The following is an 18,512-nucleotide window of genomic DNA, read 5'->3' as shown; positions in this document are numbered from 1 at the left end:
CCTCTGCCAGCCTGTTCGCCGTCTTCACCTACATCAAACCCTACCTCACCGACGTGTCGGGCCTGTCGACCGCGGCGGTCACCTGGGTGCTTCTGCTGTTCGGCGCCGGCATGACCATCGGCAACATTATCGGCGGCAGGCTGGCCGACTGGAAACTGATGCCGACAGTCGTCGGAACGCTGCTGTTGCTGGCGCTGCTGTTCGTCGCCTTCACCGAATTCGGCGCCATCGCCACGGTCGCGGTGGGCATCGTCTTCCTGTGGGGCCTGCTCGTCTTCGTGGTGGTGCCGCCGCTGCAGATCCGCGTCGTGGAAGCCGCTTCCGAGGGGCCGAACCTCGCCGCCACATTAAACCAAGGCGCCTTCAACGTCGGCAATGCCAGCGGCGCCTGGATCGGTGGCGTGGCCCTCTCCTGGGGCGTTTCCTACGCCAACCTGCCGCTGGTCGGCGCAGTGCTCGCTTTGCTGGCGGCGTCCGTCGCGGTGCTGCTGCGGTCACTTGATGGGCCACTGTCCTCCAGACGCGACTCGCGTCGGCAGCATGTCGGCATCACCCGTATCCTGCGGGATCAGCCCCTCTTTCTGCCCCTGAGCCAGCAGGCTCGGGTCAGAATGATAGGAGGGATTGGTCTCGCTGCAGCCGAGAAGGATCTGAGGGCTATGCTGAACAGGATCTGGGCGTTCGTGGAGTCGCAATAAAGCAACCGACCGACCGCCGGGCCGATCCGGCTCCCTGCCCGCCAAATAAGATTCCTGCCCCAAGCTTTCGTTCGAATCTAGCAACAAAATGAATGACTGGCGTGAGATCATGAGACGAAGTGTTTTCCTAGGGGTTTTTGTGTGTGCCGTCGGGGCAGCTGTCTGGGTCGCTTCAGCGCCAAGCAGGCAGCCGTCCAGTTCGACCCCGGTCATTACTGTAAGACGGGGCTCGCTGGCGGACGAGGTAAATGCAATGGGTGTTCTGGAGCCCTCAAGGCTTGTGCAAATCGGTGCGCGAGTCTCGGGTCAATTGACTGCCTTTCATGTCAGCTTGGGGGACGAGGTTCACGCAGGCGATCTTATTGCGGAGATGGATTCTTTCGAGCAGCAGAACCGGTTGCGTCTGGCAAGGGCCTCGCTTTCCAAGAAGCAGGCAGCCCAACATTCGAGCCAATTCAAGCTCGACCGGGCAGAGCGAGTCCTGACGCGTCAGCGGCACCTCTCTGCGCGCCAGGTCATTTCGAGCGCTGCTCTTCAGGATGCCGAAATTGCCGTCCGAATTGCCCGCGCCAAGCTCGACGAGTCGACAGCGCAAGTCGAAGAAGCGACTGCCGGGGTCGAAAAGGCCCAAATCGACCTCGGCTACACACAGATCGCCGCCCCGATAGACGGACGGGTGATCGCCCTGGAGGCCAAGCCCGGACAGACGGAGCCCTCGCGCGTAATTGCTGTCGTCGCGCAGACCGACACGATGAGAGCGCGAGTGCAAGTTTCCGAGGCAGATGTCCAACGCATCAGGGTCGGGCAGCCGGTGCATTTCACCACCGTCGGAGACAGAAAGACCAACCGGGCTAGCCGGGTTATGGCAGTGGAGCCCGCCCCATCTTTTCTTCTGACGAACCAGGGACCCACCGGCGGCCAGCTAGGCGGCGGCTCGGGGCAAACGCAGACGGTCTATTACAACCTGTTTTTTGAGGCATCCAACAAGGACGGGGAGCTTCTGCCAATGATGACCGCTGAGGTGACTATTACGGTGAGCACGGTTGATGACGTGTTGCTTGCCCCATGGGGTGCGCTCGTCGGCCCTGATCCGGAGGGTCTCTATCGCGCGAGGGTAGACACAGGGAACGGCGCGACCGCAGCACGCCGCGTGCGCGTGGGGCTGGTGAACCAAATGGGCGCCGAGATCGTCGATGGTCTCGCGGAGGGCGAAAAGATCATTCTACGAAAGGACAGCGGCATTACCGACACGCACAGACCGCTCCCTGGCAACGCCGAAACACAATCCTAGCGCTGGCGGGGAGTCCGTAATAGGACCTGATCTCGCGGGGGTCCTGTGCCATCTCTCTCATGGACTGCTCGAGGCCAATTGCCGCTGGCTGAGCCTGTCCGGGCATCCAACATTGTATCTCAGTTCTGGATCGAGGTTCGGTTGTGGCAATCGTCACCGGCACGGCGGCGGGACTGTGCATGGCACGTCTCCATTGTCCCGCCGGACCTCCTCGCAAAGCCTACGGCAGCTTGCCTCCTGCCGTCGACCTTGTCAGTTGACCGACCGAGCAGCCGAAGCGAGAGGGCCCAGGATGGGACCATCTCTCCAAGATGCCGGAGCTCACAATACACCACTCCAATCCGAAAAGTTCCTCCGCATTTGTCGAGCACGCGCGGGCGGACGTCTAATCCGATCCGATGCCGCTGCCTATAATCAAGGCCGATCGTTTCGACGCGCGCGTGTAGCGTATAGAAAACCTCCTTGACGGCGCGGGCCGGGCAGCATGGCGCGAAAGTGCAACAATGTCGGACATCGGATGTAGCCAGTCCGGTGAACCCAATTGTGATTAAAGCGGTTATGCTTTGGCACGCTTAATGCACCTGGTGATCCGTAACACGGGACCCACCGACAATGACGCTCATTCAGACTCTCTGAGACTCCTCATTTCTCGAAAGCTGCCTCGTCCAGTCGACTCTCGTGCGCGTGGCAATCGACTTAACCGACATGATCGTCACGGCGCCGATAAGTGGAGTGGTGGAACGCCGGTGCAGTCGGGCCTGCCGGAGAACGCGTTCAGTCGCACGCGCGGCGGCTAGCCGCCTCCTCGTACTCATCGCGACGGTTTGCCCGGGTGAGCCGGAGCCCGAGCCTCGGAACAGAACAGCTGGAGACGCCATGACGGACCGCGAACGGATCGAGGAAGAACCACCGGCGACGCCGGCAATTCTATTTTCACCCTGGAATTCCTGTGCGTGGCGTCGGGGCGCTATTTGGGGCGCGAGCTTTTCGGAGCCAAGCACGCCTTCTTTCAATCCGGCCTTGGTGGACCGTCGAACGGGCTCGCTTGCGGCCCGAACCGGGGTTCTGGAACAACCCTCAGAGCGCCAGTTTGGGCCAAGAAAGCGCGGCACGTCGTAACTTTGGTTGTGTAATTTTCAGCGGCGCATGGCATTTTAACTTGCGGTCGGAGGATTTGTCGAATTGGAAACTTTCGAGAGACTAGAAGCGTTGATCGATGCGCCCAGCGCCGAAGCCGTCGATGAGGCCCGTGTGATGCTGCGTCAGTTCGAGTCCGCCCTGACTGCCGACGCTATCCATCAGTTCCTGCTTGACCTGATGACCTTCGTCTTTGTCCCGCAGTCTGCTCGTCACAGTTCTCACGCCTCGGTGCGGAGATCGGCTAAGGTTAGGCTTGCGATCCTCAGGACACTTTGCGGAGTCTCGGACGGCCCGAGCACAAAGGCTTGCAGCGAAGAACCGCGATGAGCCAGGTCACCAACGGACGAAATTGGGGCCTGCGCCAGTGTATGCTAGCGGACAAACAGCAACACAGGCCTTGTCCGCGCGAACTCTCCCCCGCAACAGCTGCTGGCGCTCCGACAGCTTTTGCGCTTGCCCGCAGCGTGGACGCTAGAGTTGCCACTTTCGAATCGGCGCGCTGGGCGCACACGTTTTCTCCACCTAGCTATCGCGGGCGGCTTCCACCCCTTTCGGCCACTGGAATCAAGAGATGAGTCGGTATTTCATCCTGGCGCGCTCAATCGGTATGGGTGCCGCAGCGAGTTACGCACGCTCCATTTCACCAAGGAAGATAATATCATCCGGAGGTTGAAAGTCCGGGCTGGAAATTTGCCTCCGCATCGCTGAATTCTTGGCTTCCATTCCTTCTCCTGTAAATCGAAATCCGCTCTTGTAGAAAAACACTGAAGCTTCTTCAGATTGAGAACGAAGAGTCAGACTGCGAAGGTTATCTAACGCTCTGAACCGATCGGCGATATTGATCATGACCGTCCCGAGCCCTTTGTACCTCGACCGCTGCTTATTGTGTATCCAGCCAATTCGCATGCTGCCATCCTGCTGAGCAATGGTCAAAGTCCCCATCTCGGTTTGGTCAACGTCAGAGAAGAAAGAAATATTGCGGGAACCGCCGATGTAATCGATTGTCCTGTTCAACCTGACTGACTCTCCCCGGACCCTGTCAAAGATGGAATCGACTGAGCGGCTCGCCTCCCTAAGGTCCAGCACCTCATTGGGCATGTGAGTCGATCGGGTCGCACCGCGATCGCGGTCTTCAGGTCTATGTCTACTTGTATAGCGATCCATTGTTCAGGGCTCCTTTGATTTCTAATCGTAGCGCCTAGGAGCGATCCGCCGAACTGATTTCGCGTTACATTTGCCATCTAGCAGGCTTCCCTGATTGGTACGCGGTGTTTCGGAGCCAGCTTTCGGGAGTGATCGCGATCTGTGAGGTTGTCGGTCCTGTAGTGGCGACTTGGCTGTGTCCGGGAGTGACCTTACGCTTGACCCGGAGCGGCAACCGCGGCGTTTCAAAGTGATCAACGGTGCTGGCGGCCCGCCCTGGTCGATGGGCGACAAGGCTCGGATCGTCGTGAAGACGCTGGAACCGGACGCTTTGCCTTGCGCTTCGCAGGCTTTATCCCTGCCCAGTTGCCGCAACGGACTTTGCCCTATGGTTGGTCGCTTCGCGCAAAGCCCGGTGGTCTACTGGGCTCCTCCGATCATTTGGGACACCGATGGGTCTTATCCAAACAACCAATTTTACCAATCTACGAAAATGCTGCATTGCACATCCTCGAAGCGCGCCGCTATGCCGGCGGAACAATCGCCGTTTGAATGCCCTAAAAGGAAATCTGCATCACCTGACTACATGCAATTCGTGACTTCGATGCCGAGTTTACGGCGGCGCTGAGACTCACAATATTGGTCTCGCCTGACGAAGACGACTGCGTTGATGACAGTCACTCCGACCTGAGGTTGGAGCATTGAACGATTCGCCGGAGCAAACAAATGCACGTTTTCGACGTTAACCAGATGACTCAGATATTCGTGAAGTCGCTTGAGCTGGTTGTGATTTTCGCTACCTTTTGCGCCGCGCTGGAACTGATGTTTCCGGCTTATCGATACAGTTTTGCCTCATATCTTCGCGGCGTGCGGAATTGGATTATTCGGCTCGGATGCGGTGCCGTTATCTGGCACCTCTACGCCGTGAGCCTGGACTGGTTAGGGATAAAGCCGCTCGTAACGATCAATTTCGGTACGATGCTTCACTTTGACAATGCCATCGTCGACAGCGGATTGGCCGTCTTTTCAGGCGTCTTGGTCGCGATTGCTGGTGACTTCTTCTACTACTGGATGCACCGCGCTCAGCATGCTGTTCCATTCCTCTGGCGCATGCACGCTACTCACCACTCGATCCGCGAATTGACGGCATGGAATTGCCATCATCACGTTTCCGAGCCACTCGTTTACGCTGGGTTTGTAGCCCTACCACTCACGCTGTTCCATTTCGAATCTGGCGTAGTGCCCGTTGTTGCCGTGACACTGATTACCTTTCAGGCCCATCTTTCGCATTCGAGCACCCGGATCAATCTTGGGCCGCTTCGATATATTATTGGCGACAATAAGTTCCACCGCATTCACCATTCGCTGGAACCGCATCACCGGCGCCGAAACTATGGGTTCTTTACAACCATCTGGGACACGGTTTTTCTAACGGCATACTGGCCAAAAAAGAATGAGTGGCCGGAAGTTGGCCTCCGAGACCAGCCCGAGCCGCTCACCGCGCGCGATTACATTTTTTTCCCATTTGATCGACGTCGCTGGCGTAGAGCTAAAGTCGGAAGTGATGTAGAGGCTGGGCATGAACAAGCGGAGAGCCCCGGCCTGCTTCCTGCGCAGGACTGAAAGCCGCCGTTGGTCCTGCCCAGCAGGTTGCGCGCGCTCTTCGGGGTCGTGAGATCATACTCCTCCTGCTTTTTTTGATGGGAGAAAAGCTGCCTGGCGGCGTCAGCCTCTCGCATTTGGTCGCACACTCTGGACGATCCGGGGTTGCTGTGCGGTCGAGCCGGAATGGGCGCAGGAGTGCAATTCGCTCAGGCAATCCGACCAGGTTCGGCGCGCCGCGACCGCCTTGGCATCATCCAAACAGATCTCAGGCGCATTGATCCCTTTGAGGCGAATGCGGTGGCCCGATCGTGTGGCCGGCCTTGCCGATTTTACCAGTGCAGGACCGACCACGGTCGCACGCCCATGGTTGCCCTTTAGCGCTACTGTGCATAGAAAGCATTCTGCTTGGGGCCGAAAAAAATTGGGATACGAAGGGCGTGAGCTCTAAATTCGAAAAGCTAAATAGGTTGCGCGAGTCTCTGCGCGAGTCCAACCATGATTTCCGAGCGAGCACCCAGCTTTTCAGCAGCTTGGATGTCACCAAGATTGATCGGGACATGAATCTCGCCGGTCGCGGCAAGGAGCGTGGCGAGGCAAACCAGCCCCCTAAGAGCGCCAAGAATCTCGACGATGTTGAACATGCCGTCATCGAACGCGTCGAGGACGAGAAAAAGGCATCCTATCATACTCTTGAGGACAACCTGCATCTTCTCAGCGGGCGTCTTGCCGGACTCGACTTCGAAGAACAATTTGGTCTCATCCGTCAGGCGAACGCAGCCAGCGTGTCGGATTTCAAAGCTTCGGTTGCTGTCGGCCTGGATGAACTCCACGGGTTGAGGCGCGCTCTTAGGGACGCTGAGAAAGAGCACGCCTGGTTCAAGGCGAAGCACGAATTGGTTCGCGCGGCGCGCGTTCAGCATGGCGCGGCTCACCTTTTGCGCATTTCGCTGCTGCTGTTCCTGTTTCTCATCGAGACAGCAATGAATGGCAGTTTCCTTGCCAAGGGAAACGAACAGGGGTTTTTTGGCGGCATCCTTGAGGCTGCAGCATTCTCCTTCATCAACATCGGCGCCGCTTTGCTCCTGGCGCTTTTCTGCGCCCGCCTTGTCACCCACCGATCGATTTTTGGGAAGCTAGTCGGGATGTTCTCGATCCTTGTCTATATCGGTCTGGCCGTGACCTTAAACCTGGCGCTGGCGCACTATCGCGAGGTGAGTGGCTCGCTCGCGGACGGTGCCGGTGCAGAGGTCATCCGAAACATGGTCGGCAATCCGGCCGGGCTCACAGATGTGAAGTCATGGCTACTGTTTGCTATCGGCCTCATGTTTTCGATTTTCGCATTTATCGACGGCTGGTTCGTACTCGACCCTTATCCCGGTTACGCGGGCGTCGAAAATCGCTTGGTTCGTAAGCGGGAGGACTATATCGAGCGCAAGCGGGAGTTGATCGAAGAGCTGCAAGACGTTCGCGACGACCACAACGAAAAGGTTGAGGACATCGTCAAGGAACTCGGCAGTCGTCGCAGGGAGCATCGTGCTATTGTCGATCATCGCTCGAGGCTTGTGGCGCTCTTTGCGCAGCATCAGGACCAGCTCGAGCGAGCCTGCAATCAGCTTCTCTCCAAATACAGGGAGGCGAATATCCAGGCCAGAACGGAGCCTGCGCCCAAGCATTTCGGAGCACCTTACAAGCTTGAACGCATCAAGCCTCACATCTCGGCCGACGGGGAATGGAGCGAGGGCGACGTTGGAGCATCGATCCGCCAAGCGCAGGAGGAGCTCAACGCTCAAGTCCGCCTGATTGGGCAGGAATGCGAGCGCGGAATTGAGCAGTATCGCGACCTCGACAAGCTTCATCCGGACAGTGTGAATGGCTAGGCGGGTTCGCAGGCGCAAGAAGGGCCAAGCCGGCTCAATCGTTGCGGCTCTCGCTCTTGGGGTGCTCTCGGTTGCAATGTTGGGCGGCTTTGCCTGGATGTGGTCAAGGTCTGGCAAGGGCCAGATCGACGCAAACACAAATTGCCCGATGGACGGTCCCGTTAGCCTGACGGCGGTTCTCATTGACGCCACGGATCCGGTTTCGGCAACGACCATGGCGGATCTGAAGAACGAGTTCCGCAAAACCATCGGGCGGGTCGAGCCGGGCGGCTATGTGAGGATCTATACGCTGAATTCGGCCCCCGGCGACCTGACGGTGATGTTCGATGGATGCAATCCAGGCGACGGGTCCACGGTAGACAATTGGACGAACAATTCGGCGCGCCGTCAGAAGAAGTGGGAAAACGCCTTCGGCGACCCCTTGAAAAACCTTCCTGACCAAATTCCGAACGCTGACTCGGCCAGCCAGTCTCCGATCATGGCCGGCATCCAGAAAATCAAACTGTCGCTGTTTGATAGCAGCTTGGCGAAACCGGGGGGCGCAAAGCGGTTGGTGGTCGCCTCCGACATGATCGAGCATACGGCGCTTTATTCGCAGTACCGGTCTGGTCTGGATTACCAGAAATACCTCAGTAGCGCCGCCGATCGGACCTACGGGACGTCGCTCGACGGGGTGGCAGTCACGATCCTCTATATCGACCGGAAAAAGAAGCCGTTTCAGTCGCTGGATCACGCTGAATTCTGGACGCAATGGGTCCAAAACCATCACGGCGAGTTCGAAAAGCTGGTTGGCTTGGAGGGGTTAAACTGATGGCGAGGAACCGCGACAATTCCCTACTGGGGCATCGAGGCTTCCCACTCCTCGTGTTTGCGATATTGACGCTCGGCGGCTGCGTCTTTATCGCCATCGCCAAGCTCTCGGGCGTAAACCCGATCGTGGCGGCGGGTGCACCTGTCTGCCTGATGCTTTTTTATCTCGGTGTATCGATCTTCACCGGGAAGCTGCGCCTTAGCGATGAGCAAACCGGCGACAATCTCTACTATATGGGCTTCCTTTTCACGCTGACGAGCCTTGGAGTGTCGTTGTTCCAGTTCGGGTCGGAAGGCTCGACCGATGCCATCGTCAGGAACTTCGGTATCGCGATTACGTCCACGATCACCGGCATCGCGCTCAGGATCTTCTACAACCAGATGCGGCGCGACCCTGCGGATATCGAGCGGACCGCCAGGCACGAACTCGCCGACATGACTCGGCGAGTAAGAGCTGAGATGGAGAGCGTCACAAGAGAGTTTGCCGACTTTCGCCGTGTTAGCCATCAGATGCTCGAGGAAGGCTTTGCTGAGATTGCCGTCCAAGCCGAGCGAAACGGCGAGCATATCAGATCCGCCTTGGACAAGATCGCCATGGAATCGATCAAACCGGTCCAAGAGGCGTCTGGAAAGCTCAGTGACGCGTTGAAAGACAATTTCGGGCAGGTCGAAAGTCAGTTCTCTTCGATTGCTAAGCGTGTCGAAGCTGCCGCTGATTTGCTCGACAAAGCCAACAGCTCGATGTCCTCGTCAGTTAGCAAGCTCGGCGAACAGGCTGACACCGTGGCCACCAAGCTGGAAAAAGTTGTCGTTCCTGAGGAGGTGCTGAAGAACGATCTGGCGCCGATGGTAAAGCTTCTTGGCAGCGCTGTCGCTCAATACGCGGTCAAGACCGAGTCCGCCTCGCAGGAGCAACAAGCTCGTATGATCGGTCTCGCTGACGCAGTGGCGAAGGTGGCGAGTGGTGTAGAGCGCGCCGCAGCCGCGGCAGAGAGGACAGCAGGGAGTGTTCAAGCCCAGCAGCGCCTAACCGAGGCGCTTGCGGCAGTGGTGCAAAAGCAAAGTAGGGACACGAGCGAACTCATTGCCACGATTGCAGAAAAGAGTCTCCAGGCGGCTCGCGGCAGCCATGCTGCCAACGACGCAATAGCGATCGATCCAGCACGCGCAGTTACACCTGCCGGCGCTGATGGTGAACAGGCGATAATCAAGATCTCCGAAGATCAGCAAGGCGATTCCTTCCAATCCTTGGGCGCTGTCCCAGAGAAGGCTGAGCCGCCGCGAAAAAGCGGTTGGTGGGGCAGGTGAGCGAGACGGGCGCAACAGCGGTCGCTTATGAGCGCAAGGGCTACGGCCGCGGGCTGATCCTGGGCCTGACGATGGCCGAGACGATGCTGCTTCTGGTGTTCTGCCTTTTGCTTGCAGCCGGCGCAATCATCGCCAAGAAGCAGAAACAGACCGCAGAGGCGCAGAAGATTGCCCAATCCCTCAAGCAGGAATCGCGTAAGCTCGGCGAGGAAAACAAGCGGCTCCTTGCCCAGCTGAATGAGATGGTCAAGCCCGCGACAGGGCGCAACGTGCCCGACCAGCAGTGGCGCGAATTGGTGTTGGCGAACGAGACCATCGAAACAATCAAAAACGCAGGAGTTTCGGTCCAAGAACTGGTGAAGAACGCCCCGGTCACCAAGATCCTGTCCGACAATGATGTCGACGCCGAGCAAGCCCGGGCGATGATCGAGCGCACGAACGTGTTGAAGGAGTTTGGTTACGTTGGTACGGCCAAGACCTTGAAGGACCTGTCAGATGCCCTGAAGAAGGCAGACGCGCCTGTGATGGCCGCCAAGCCGCACGATTGGCCACCGATCATCAGCCTCAGCGAACTCGACGGTTATAATTTCGATATCGGAAGTGCGGAGCTTTCCGATCGTTTCAGGACGCGGCTGCGCGATCTGTCCAAGACGATTGCGGGCATTGCAACGTCGTACGGCGTCGACGTCATCGAGGTGATTGGACACACGGATGAGCAGGCCATGTCCGGTCAGTCGTCGAACATGGACAAGGGTCTTCAACCCGTCCTGGCTGGCAAGGTGGAAATTGGTACGCTTCATCCCGCCGATAACGCCGGCCTTGGACTGGCGCGAGCAATCTCGGTCACGAGCATACTTCGCGAGATGCCTGAGCTGAAAGGGTTCACCATTCTGCCGATGTCGGGTGGCCAGTTGATACTTCCTGGTGACCATCTGACCAACGGAGCGCAGGCTGGCGATGTGAAGGCAAGGCGACGAATTGAAATCAGGGTGAGGCAGCGCTCCCGCGAAACCGACCTCGCGGCGGGTGTCGGATCGAAGTTATGAGCGCAAAAAAATGCTGGTGAGTTAGCTCACAGCATTGAGTTGGGGGACTCAAGGGATGGGGTTTTACGTTCGAAAATCGATCAGCGCGGGGCCGTTCCGCTTCAATTTTTCGTCGGGTGGGGTTGGGGTCTCGGTTGGCGTCAAAGGCCTTCGGATAGGCACGGGTCCGCGAGGCCACTACATCCACGCAGGCAGAGGTGGTCTCTACTATCGCGGCACACTCGGAAAGGCCGGCACAAAAAAGGGGAAGCAGCAAGCTCAACTGCAACCGTCGGCTCCGCAATATGTGACTGATGGCGTCCTGATGAGAGAGATCGAGTCAGGCGACGTAATGGCCATGCGCGATGAGACATTTGCCAATGTCATTGATGAAATCAACGCCAGACAGTCGCAACCACGCCTCGCCGTGGTGCTGGGAGTGCTGTTCGGGATAGCCGGTTTCCTTGTTTGGAAAGCACTCGGAGGCGCGGCGCCTGTGCTTGGGGGCGCCGCATTTCTACCGGGCATGCTGCTCGGCAAATGGTTTGACGGCTATCGCCGGGTGAGCGTGCTCTATTACGACCTCGAGCAAGATGCCGAAGCTGCCTATGGCAGGCTGGTTGCCGCGTTCGAAACGCTTACTCGTTGCGCAGGAACATGGCACGTTGCGGCCGGGGGCAAGATTGAGGATCTGACGACTTGGAAGCGCAATGCCGGCGCCAGCATGCTGGTCGACAAAAAGCCCACGGCGCTCACCAGCATATTACCCGCCGTTGTTCGCAGCAATGTTATACCGCCCTCGATCCAGGTAGGCCGGCAGGTGCTCTATTTCATGCCAGATCTGGTCCTTGTGAAAGACGCAAACCGGTATGGCGCCGTTGCATATGCCGATCTTCGTACACAGTTTGCGCCGACCAATTTCATCGAGGCGGGAAAGGTCCCGTCTGACGCTGAGGTGGTTGGACACACCTGGGCGCACCCCAACAAAAGCGGTGGGCCGGATAGACGGTTCAAGAACAATCGTCAGATCCCCGTCTGCCGTTACGAAGCCTTGCGCCTCTCCAGTGCGACTGGACTGAACGAACTGGTGGAATTCTCCAGGACGAACGTCAGTCAGCCGTTTTGCCAGGCGCTATTGGCCCTCGCGCAATTGCATCGAAACTCCAGTCGCCCGACGGTATCGCTAGACTCACGTTCGAGTAGGTGAGCTTGCAGACCAGATTCGCTGTGGCCGGCACCGATGCACTCTGCGTTCCCGGCTTAAACGTCCACACCACATCCATCTTGTTGCCAGCCTCGGTCAACACATCACCACATCGGCCAGATAGAAGTGCCGAGCGACCGGCAGGGGTGAAACGCCGGCCGCAAGCTTCTGATCTGTCCCGCCTCGTCGCAGAAACGGTGAGCTGCGCTGCAGAGGATTGAACGAGAAACCAGCAGAGGGGGCGAACTTCCGTGACCGACTGCCAATTGGCCGAGCATTTGCGACGATAACCACGCGGTCGAGTTGACTTCCTTACGACCGGTGAACACAGCCTCGGCCGGGACGGCTTTTGGAAACCAGTAAACGCCAGTCTGACGAATCCTGTCTACCGACTGAGCGACTTGCATCCGCTCGCGTTCAAACTCGGCAACGACATAGGTGCTCGGTTTTCTGCCCGCTGCTTTGCTTTCCGTCCATCAGCTGGACGCCCCTCAGGCTCTCTGAATTGAACGGCGCAATGTGGCATTGAGGCGCTCTAAATCCGTTCCGTACTCTGACATCGTCTTTGTTCAAGACCCGACACATCGACGCGCTTGTATTCCCTCCGCGCGCCACAAACCGTCTGGTCCTCTCCTTTTGCTCCCACCACCTCCGCGGTGGCACGTGGATTGCACGGGACATGTGAAGGCTCGCCGATCAAACGAAAATGCAGACGAAGGAACATGACAAACGGGAAGGGACAGCCGATGCGGAGTTGCTTGGCTGGAAATCAACCGGTTCGGGCAGGGTCGTTCGGAGTTCGAGGACGCGAGCAGGCCGAAAGCGTAGTTGGGGCATTGGAAAAGGGCGGCCATCAGACGCTGCAATGCGAAGGCGATAAGAGACTGCTCCCGAGCTAGAACGGTTCATGCCACCCGATCCCCAAGCTCATGACGTAACTACGAGTCCAACGATCAACGCATAGGGAATCGCCATGTACATCGCCATGAACCGCTTCAAAGTCCAGAACGGCGCGGAATCCGATTTCGAGGACGTCTGGAAAAACCGAGATTCCAGCCTTGCCGATATGAAGGGATTCCGAGAGTTCCATTTGCTGCGTGGCGCGATCGACGAGACCGAAGGTTACACCCTATTTGTCTCGCACACAGTGTGGGCAAGCCACGACGATTTCGTCGCTTGGACCAGATCAGACAACTTCCGCGCCGCCCACCGGAATGTCGGCATGACGAAAGTTCTCTACCTCGGTCATCCGCAGTTCGAGGGTTTTTCCATCGTCGAGGGTGCGGCTGAAAGGCGGAAGAGGTAGTCGCGCCGGCAATCGAGCACGGCAGTGAAACCGCCGACCGCCCAGACGGTCGCCACCCAGGTACGCTGCTGGACGAGAGGCAGCCCGGAGAAAGGTGCGGCCGTCGAAGTTACAACAAAGCGGACGCACCATCGTGACATGCGCTGAATGGAGAGATCCACAGCGGCCTTTGAGTCAAAGCCTAATGGTATGGCACGCAACCGGCGTTTCGAAGCGCCGCAACGAGCAGATCGATGTGCCCTTGGACCTCATTGTGCGCCTTTTCGCGCAGCGGCAGACTGTCCCAGTTTTCCAATGGATCGATAAAGCTGGCGAGCTCGCTATTGGCCGTGAAGGACACGACCGCCAGCCCGTCCTTGCTCAATGCAAAGAGTCCGGTTGTTCCGGTCGTATAGCGGATGGCGGCAATGCGCTGAAATTGAGGATCACCGTCGATCCGAACCTCAAAGAGAAACCGCCCTGAAGTCTGTCGGGCTATCCTGGCTGCCTTGTCGCCAAAGCTCAGGGCCAGCATCCGAACGCTTGCGGCCGCCATTTCGAACAACAGAGCATCTAGGTCAATGTCTGACGCCATGTGCAAACTGTGCGCGAAGCCGCAGCCAGTGCAATCAGGCCATGCAAGTTGTTCACAACGTACCTCATGGCTGTGAACGCGAGAACTCCAATGGCCATGCAACCGTGACAGGCAATCGCAAATCGGCAAAGCGCGACGACCTGGAACAGCAGTGCCGGCACCAGCATGCTGGTCGGCAGAAAGCCGACGTCACTTGCGAGCACGTGCCGCAGGGTTGTTCGCAGCAATTTCTGCAGGACTGGTCAAGCTGTACCCTCCAAATAGAAGGATAAGGCAACATTATCGTTCGTTTTGTTGCTCCGACAGGCTGTGCGTTTTAGGCCGAAATCGATGGCGAAAAGCGCACGCGCGATTTACCCTCGAAAGTCATGATTCGCCTCGATCCCACGACCGCCAGCCCCGCCCCGGCGCCAGCCGTTCCGGCCTGGGCGCTCGCAAGCGCCGGCACACCGAGCGACGGTGATGCCGCTTTCCGGGCTCGGCGGCATCATTGTTGCCTCGTTTGGACCGCTGACGGCGTTCGCCGTGGCGACGCTGACCTACTTGGCGATCCTGTGGGCCATAGGGAGCCGTGAATGGAGTGGTAGCCCTTCGCCTCTTCCTCGTGAGTCGCTGACCACCGCCATTCATGACGGAGCGCGCTTTACTGCGCTTTCGTCGGAGATCAAGGCCGCAATCGCGCGCGGAACGCTTTTTGGCCTGACAAGCATCTCGATCCTGGCACTGCTGCCGCTGGTCGCCCGCGATCAGTTGGGGGGAGGCCCGATCGCTTATGGCATTCTTATGGCCGGCTTTGGGGCGGGCGCCTTGTGCGCCGGCATCTCTAACAACGTGCTTCGACGGTCGCTGTCACAGGAGCGGCTGACAACACTGGCGTGCGTCTCCTGCGCGGCGTGCTGCCTGGCGCTTGCATTCACGCCCTCGCTGGCGGTAGCGGCACTCGCCTTGACGTTCGGTGGCGCGGGCTGGGTTGTCACCTGGACGGGGCTGGACGTCAGCGTGCAATTGTCGAGTCCACGCTGGGTCGTCGGTCGCACGCTGTCGATCTACTCTGCCCTCTCGTCGGGCGGCATCGCGGCCGGCAGCTGGCTGTGGGGCATGGTAGCCGAGACCTATTCGCTCACCTTGGCGCTGGAAAGCTCCGCTGGCGCTCTCTTGCTGGTTGCTGCCACCGGGTTGCTGCTGCCAATCCGGCAATGGAAAGAAACCGACCAGGATCCATTTGGCTTTGAAACGCCGCAGCTCGCCCTAGACCTGAAGTCAAGAAGCGGCCCGATCCTCGTTAAGATCGAGTACTCGATACCGGAGGCGAATGTCGAAGCCTTCCTGGACCTGATGCGGGAACGCCGCCGGGTGCAAAGCGGCGTGGGCGCCCGGCACTGGAATCTCCAGCGCGATCTGCAGGAGCCGTTGCTTTGGACAGAGACATTCCGCACCCCGACCTGGATGGATTACCTTCGCCTCAACCATCGCCTCACCGCGGCGGACAAAGAACTGGATCAGAATCTGCTCGAACTGCATGTGGGAGAGGGGCCACCTCGCACCAGGCTTTCGATTGAGCGTCCAACCGGAGCAAATCGAAGGCGTCATGATTCAACTGGCTTCTTTTTGCGGCGTTGATCGCGTCGCAGTTTAGCTACACACGAGGCGGGATGATGACCCAAGCCTACCTGAGCTCCTTTTGATAGGCAGGTCCGAACATTGCGCTAGAAATGGGCAGTTCCGGACAGTTTTGTATTGATCTCAACGCACTGGCCGGTCCAATAGCCGAATTGCAGCGGAGTGGCGACGACGACGCGAACGGTGGTCGTGCTGTTTCGACGTATCCAATGTCTGCCTCGTTTAGACCGACGCCCACTGGTCGCCGTTCTCGACGCCTCACCGACCTCAGTGCCGCAAATTGCCTTAACGCCCGACCATACCGTTTACGTCGTCGCCTTACCGACTTCGGTCAGAAAAGCTCTCTGAATTTGCGCCCATTGTTACGACCATGCTGATAGTCTAGCTGATCAAAGCAGGATCAAATGGGCAGTTTGTCAGGTTTTCAAACCCACTTTCTGTTATGAGCACCTGCTCCTCCAGCTTGACGCCTTCGCGTCCACCAACGGCGCCAACATACGCCTCAACACACAGGGTCATCCCTGGTTGAAGCGAGTAGTCAAATGCGCCGGGTATGAAGTCCTCGGGATATAGAATCGCGGGATACTCATCACACAATCCGATGCCATGCATCATCACGCCATATCGCTGTTCGACGAACTCCGGAGGGAGTTTATGGCTACGTTCCGTAAGCTCAGTGAACGAGACCCCAGGCTTCAGCATGGCCATATTTGTCATCACGTGCTCATAAGCGATAGCGTGCAACTTTCGCTGTTCGTCGGTGGGCCGACCGTCGCCACAGTACCAAGTGCGAGAGAAATCCGCGCACATCCCATAGGGACCGACCATGTCCGTATCGAACGCAACGAGGTCCCCTGAAACAATTCGCCGGGGCCCGGCCTCCTGCATCTATGGATTCGTACGGGGGCCCGACGTCAAAATGCGTGTTTCGATCCACTCGCCTCCACGGGCGATGTTCTCGGCATGAAGAACTGACCACAACTCTGTCTCAGCGATGCCTGGCCGCAAGCGCTCGCGCATTTTGGCTACAGCTATTTCGCAGGTGGCGAGGGAACACCGCATCGCATTGATTTCGTCGATTCCCTTGATGGCGCGGGCGTGTTCCATCATCTGCATGCCGTTGCAGACCTCGATGCCCAATTTATCGAGCGCGCGCAGTCCGGGAATTTCAATCTTGTCGATCGCGAGCCGCCTGTTACTAGCCCCGGCACGGCGCAAGAGCTCGTCGATTTGGGCCGCGAACCCTTCGGCAATTGCTTGCTCCTCATCTCCTGCCACAAAGTAGTAAAATCCTGCCCCGCCATCCCGAATTTCGTTGATTAGGGGAAGGTGTGTCGAAAGGTGGCTGCATCGATGGAAATCCCAAAGAACAACATGCCCGTCTGCCGCAATGAACACTGCTCGCGATGGGTTGTGCATGGTCCAGATATGCATGTTCGAAGAATCCGACGCATACCTTATATTCAAGGGGTCAAAGCAAAGTACGCCTGCATAGTCCCTTTGCCGGAGTTGTTGCACGATACGGTCAAGCCGCGTTCCGCGCATGCGTTCGAGGTTCGGCGTTGTCAGGCCAAGAGCGGCCCACTCGGCGAACGCTACATCCGTAGGTCCAATCTCAGCTCGATCGTTGTCATCAACGCTTCCATCGGGCTTCAACCCTGTCCCGCCACGCGTCGGATCGATCTTGTGGTTAGCGATTGAGAACGAGGACATTCAGGCTTTCCAGGAGAGTGATGAGAGGGAGGATCTAGGCCCAGATTGATAGGATCCGACAGGCGGAAAAAATAGCGGCAGACATAAAGCCTATTCATCCGGTGCTAGGGTTTCCGTCAAATTCTTGGTGGCTCGTTCAGCTCCGGCAGCCACTAGGATTCAAGCCAAATGCATTCCGGAAACATTTTGAGAAATGTGAGGCAGATGCGAAGCCACAGGCGATTGCGATCTCGACAACCTGCAACTCCGTTTGTTCGATTAGCCTCTTCGCGCGTGCTAATCTTAGATGAAGATAGTATCGCATCGGCGATGAGGAGACCGATCGATGGAAAAGCCGCTCGATCTGACGTTGTGACAGGCCGACGCATTTCGCGATGTCGCGCAATGGCAGAGGATCCTCGATATGCTCTTCCATGATCCGGATAACCTCGGCGATCGGCTTGAGAATACCTGTGCCATTCGCATGGTTCGTCCCGTGGCTCGTCCATTGTCTGTCAGAAGCTGAGCGCCAATGTCCGGCAGTCGTGTGCCGGCATACAGCCAAAGCGGTCTCTCTCCCGAGACGTTCTGCGATCAGTTCCATCACAAGATCGAAGGACGCGAATTCCCCAGCGCAGGTTACCAGGCGCGTATCTCGCACAAACAGTGTGTCGTTCACATCGATGCGAACAAACGCCTCGGAAAGCGCGGCTCGCTTGTCCCAGTGAATTGTGCATGTGGTATCGTCGAGCAATCCCGTCTCCGCGAGAAGCCAGGTTGCGGTGCCCAGAGCTACGATCGGAATTCCCTGCCTATTGCAAAGGCGAAGTGTTTTGCTGAGGGATGCTGATGTCTGGTTCTCGACGTGATCTCCGGCGCAGACAATCACCATGCTTGGCCCGTCGAGCGCCTGAATGCATTTGCCCAGGCTGGCGAAATCGGCGCCAACCGACAGGTTGAAGCCACTTGCGCACTCCACCGGCCGGCCATCAGCACTAGCGACCGTCCATGCGAAGGACGGTCGGCCAGAGACTGAATTGGCTAGCCGCAGAGGATCCACGAAGGATGAAAGGCTAAGCTGTGAAAAACCGGGCAATATCAGGATGACTAGTCGAAATATGCTTTCCCCAGTGTCGATAACGGGTCGGCGATGAGGCCTCACAATCCGCGAACGCTCTCCAGCTGAAAACGGGGCATTCATGAGCAAATCTCTCTCGTT

At 58.0% G+C, this 18,512-nt stretch carries 14 protein-coding genes and 2 pseudogenes; 10 read left to right on the top strand and 6 right to left on the bottom strand.

Annotated features, from left to right (window positions below):
• Both O7B34_RS28990 and O7B34_RS28985 read left to right on the top strand, forming a co-directional pair.
• A pseudogene (locus O7B34_RS28990) lies at positions 1–698 on the top strand (hypothetical protein); the annotation flags it as partial.
• 88 nt (positions 699–786) lie between these two features.
• The gene (locus O7B34_RS28985) at positions 787–1,989 is read left to right on the top strand and encodes an efflux RND transporter periplasmic adaptor subunit (protein WP_337149226.1); all 1,203 of its coding nucleotides are present in this window, start codon (positions 787–789) and stop codon (positions 1,987–1,989) included.
• A gap of 1,200 nt (positions 1,990–3,189) precedes the next feature.
• On the opposite strand, the gene O7B34_RS28980 is transcribed toward O7B34_RS28985, so the two are convergent.
• Entirely contained in the window at positions 3,190–3,342 is a 153-nt protein-coding gene (locus O7B34_RS28980; protein WP_337149225.1) for a hypothetical protein, read from the bottom strand.
• A gap of 411 nt (positions 3,343–3,753) precedes the next feature.
• Positions 3,754–4,143 carry a hypothetical protein gene (locus tag O7B34_RS28975; RefSeq protein ID WP_337128979.1) on the bottom strand — a complete coding sequence of 130 codons (390 nt, stop codon included), beginning with the start codon at positions 4,141–4,143 and terminating at the stop codon, positions 3,754–3,756.
• An 855-nt stretch (positions 4,144–4,998) separates the two neighbouring features.
• Here O7B34_RS28975 and O7B34_RS28970 point away from each other — a divergent pair.
• The 7 genes from O7B34_RS28970 to O7B34_RS28940 all read left to right on the top strand — a co-directional run bounded on the left by O7B34_RS28970 (position 4,999) and on the right by O7B34_RS28940 (position 13,407).
• Complete coding sequence (locus O7B34_RS28970) at positions 4,999–5,895, top strand: sterol desaturase family protein (protein ID WP_337149224.1); 897 nt, start codon at positions 4,999–5,001, stop codon at positions 5,893–5,895.
• Positions 5,896–6,314: 419 nt separating this feature from the next.
• On the top strand, positions 6,315–7,754 hold the full coding sequence (locus O7B34_RS28965; RefSeq protein ID WP_337149223.1) for a hypothetical protein: 1,440 nt from the start codon (positions 6,315–6,317) through the stop codon (positions 7,752–7,754).
• Positions 7,747–8,565 carry a hypothetical protein gene (locus tag O7B34_RS28960; RefSeq protein ID WP_337149221.1) on the top strand — a complete coding sequence of 273 codons (819 nt, stop codon included), beginning with the start codon at positions 7,747–7,749 and terminating at the stop codon, positions 8,563–8,565. Before O7B34_RS28965 ends, O7B34_RS28960 begins: the two co-directional genes overlap by 8 nt.
• Complete coding sequence (locus tag O7B34_RS28955) at positions 8,565–9,872, top strand: hypothetical protein (RefSeq protein ID WP_337142601.1); 1,308 nt, start codon at positions 8,565–8,567, stop codon at positions 9,870–9,872. The genes O7B34_RS28960 and O7B34_RS28955 overlap by 1 nt, the downstream gene beginning before the upstream one ends.
• Positions 9,869–10,918: a hypothetical protein gene (locus O7B34_RS28950; protein WP_337149220.1), complete on the top strand. Its 1,050-nt coding sequence runs from the start codon at positions 9,869–9,871 to the stop codon at positions 10,916–10,918. Before O7B34_RS28955 ends, O7B34_RS28950 begins: the two co-directional genes overlap by 4 nt.
• 55 nt (positions 10,919–10,973) lie before the next feature.
• The gene (locus tag O7B34_RS28945; RefSeq protein ID WP_337149219.1) at positions 10,974–12,104 is read left to right on the top strand and encodes a DUF4236 domain-containing protein; all 1,131 of its coding nucleotides are present in this window, start codon (positions 10,974–10,976) and stop codon (positions 12,102–12,104) included.
• Between the two features lie 970 nt (positions 12,105–13,074).
• On the top strand, positions 13,075–13,407 hold the full coding sequence (locus tag O7B34_RS28940; protein ID WP_337149218.1) for an antibiotic biosynthesis monooxygenase family protein: 333 nt from the start codon (positions 13,075–13,077) through the stop codon (positions 13,405–13,407).
• A 181-nt stretch (positions 13,408–13,588) separates the two neighbouring features.
• Here the strand turns inward: O7B34_RS28940 and O7B34_RS28935 are convergent, their stop codons facing one another.
• Positions 13,589–13,981 (bottom strand): hypothetical protein, encoded by a 393-nt coding sequence (locus tag O7B34_RS28935; RefSeq protein ID WP_337149217.1) that lies wholly within the window; start codon positions 13,979–13,981, stop codon positions 13,589–13,591.
• A 477-nt stretch (positions 13,982–14,458) separates the two neighbouring features.
• Between O7B34_RS28935 and O7B34_RS28930 the strand changes: the two are divergent.
• Positions 14,459–15,601 (top strand): annotated as a pseudogene (locus O7B34_RS28930) (MFS transporter); the annotation flags it as partial.
• 381 nt (positions 15,602–15,982) lie between these two features.
• Here the strand turns inward: O7B34_RS28930 and O7B34_RS28925 are convergent.
• The 3 genes from O7B34_RS28925 to O7B34_RS28915 all read right to left on the bottom strand — a co-directional run bounded on the left by O7B34_RS28925 (position 15,983) and on the right by O7B34_RS28915 (position 18,494).
• Positions 15,983–16,489, bottom strand: a complete 507-nt coding sequence (locus tag O7B34_RS28925) for a M24 family metallopeptidase (RefSeq protein ID WP_337149216.1) — start codon at positions 16,487–16,489, stop codon at positions 15,983–15,985.
• Positions 16,490–17,314 (bottom strand): hypothetical protein, encoded by an 825-nt coding sequence (locus tag O7B34_RS28920; RefSeq protein ID WP_337149214.1) that lies wholly within the window; start codon positions 17,312–17,314, stop codon positions 16,490–16,492. It abuts the gene before it with no gap.
• Positions 17,315–17,450: 136 nt separating this feature from the next.
• Entirely contained in the window at positions 17,451–18,494 is a 1,044-nt protein-coding gene (locus O7B34_RS28915) for a GlxA family transcriptional regulator (protein WP_337128040.1), read from the bottom strand.
• Positions 18,495–18,512 lie beyond the last annotated feature (18 nt).

The sequence above is a fragment of the Mesorhizobium sp. Cs1299R1N3 genome (assembly GCF_037179625.1).
Classification (GTDB): domain Bacteria; phylum Pseudomonadota; class Alphaproteobacteria; order Rhizobiales; family Rhizobiaceae; genus Mesorhizobium; species Mesorhizobium salmacidum.
Note: the sequence above shows the minus strand (reverse complement) of the source record. Positions and strands in the feature narration are given on the sequence as shown.

Bases quoted from the DNA above. Each gene is read 5' to 3' on its own strand.
- O7B34_RS28985 (WP_337149226.1), top strand. From the start codon at position 787: ATGAATGACTGGCGTGAGATCATGAGACGAAGTGTTTTCCTAGGGGTT.
- O7B34_RS28970 (WP_337149224.1), top strand. From the start codon at position 4,999: ATGCACGTTTTCGACGTTAACCAGATGACTCAGATATTCGTGAAGTCG.
- O7B34_RS28960 (WP_337149221.1), top strand. From the start codon at position 7,747: ATGGCTAGGCGGGTTCGCAGGCGCAAGAAGGGCCAAGCCGGCTCAATC.
- O7B34_RS28955 (WP_337142601.1), top strand. From the start codon at position 8,565: ATGGCGAGGAACCGCGACAATTCCCTACTGGGGCATCGAGGCTTCCCA.
- O7B34_RS28945 (WP_337149219.1), top strand. From the start codon at position 10,974: ATGGGGTTTTACGTTCGAAAATCGATCAGCGCGGGGCCGTTCCGCTTC.
- O7B34_RS28940 (WP_337149218.1), top strand. From the start codon at position 13,075: ATGTACATCGCCATGAACCGCTTCAAAGTCCAGAACGGCGCGGAATCC.
- O7B34_RS28935 (WP_337149217.1), bottom strand. From the start codon at position 13,981: ATGGCGTCAGACATTGACCTAGATGCTCTGTTGTTCGAAATGGCGGCC.
- O7B34_RS28925 (WP_337149216.1), bottom strand. From the start codon at position 16,489: ATGCAGGAGGCCGGGCCCCGGCGAATTGTTTCAGGGGACCTCGTTGCG.
- O7B34_RS28920 (WP_337149214.1), bottom strand. From the start codon at position 17,314: ATGTCCTCGTTCTCAATCGCTAACCACAAGATCGATCCGACGCGTGGC.
- O7B34_RS28915 (WP_337128040.1), bottom strand. From the start codon at position 18,494: ATGAATGCCCCGTTTTCAGCTGGAGAGCGTTCGCGGATTGTGAGGCCT.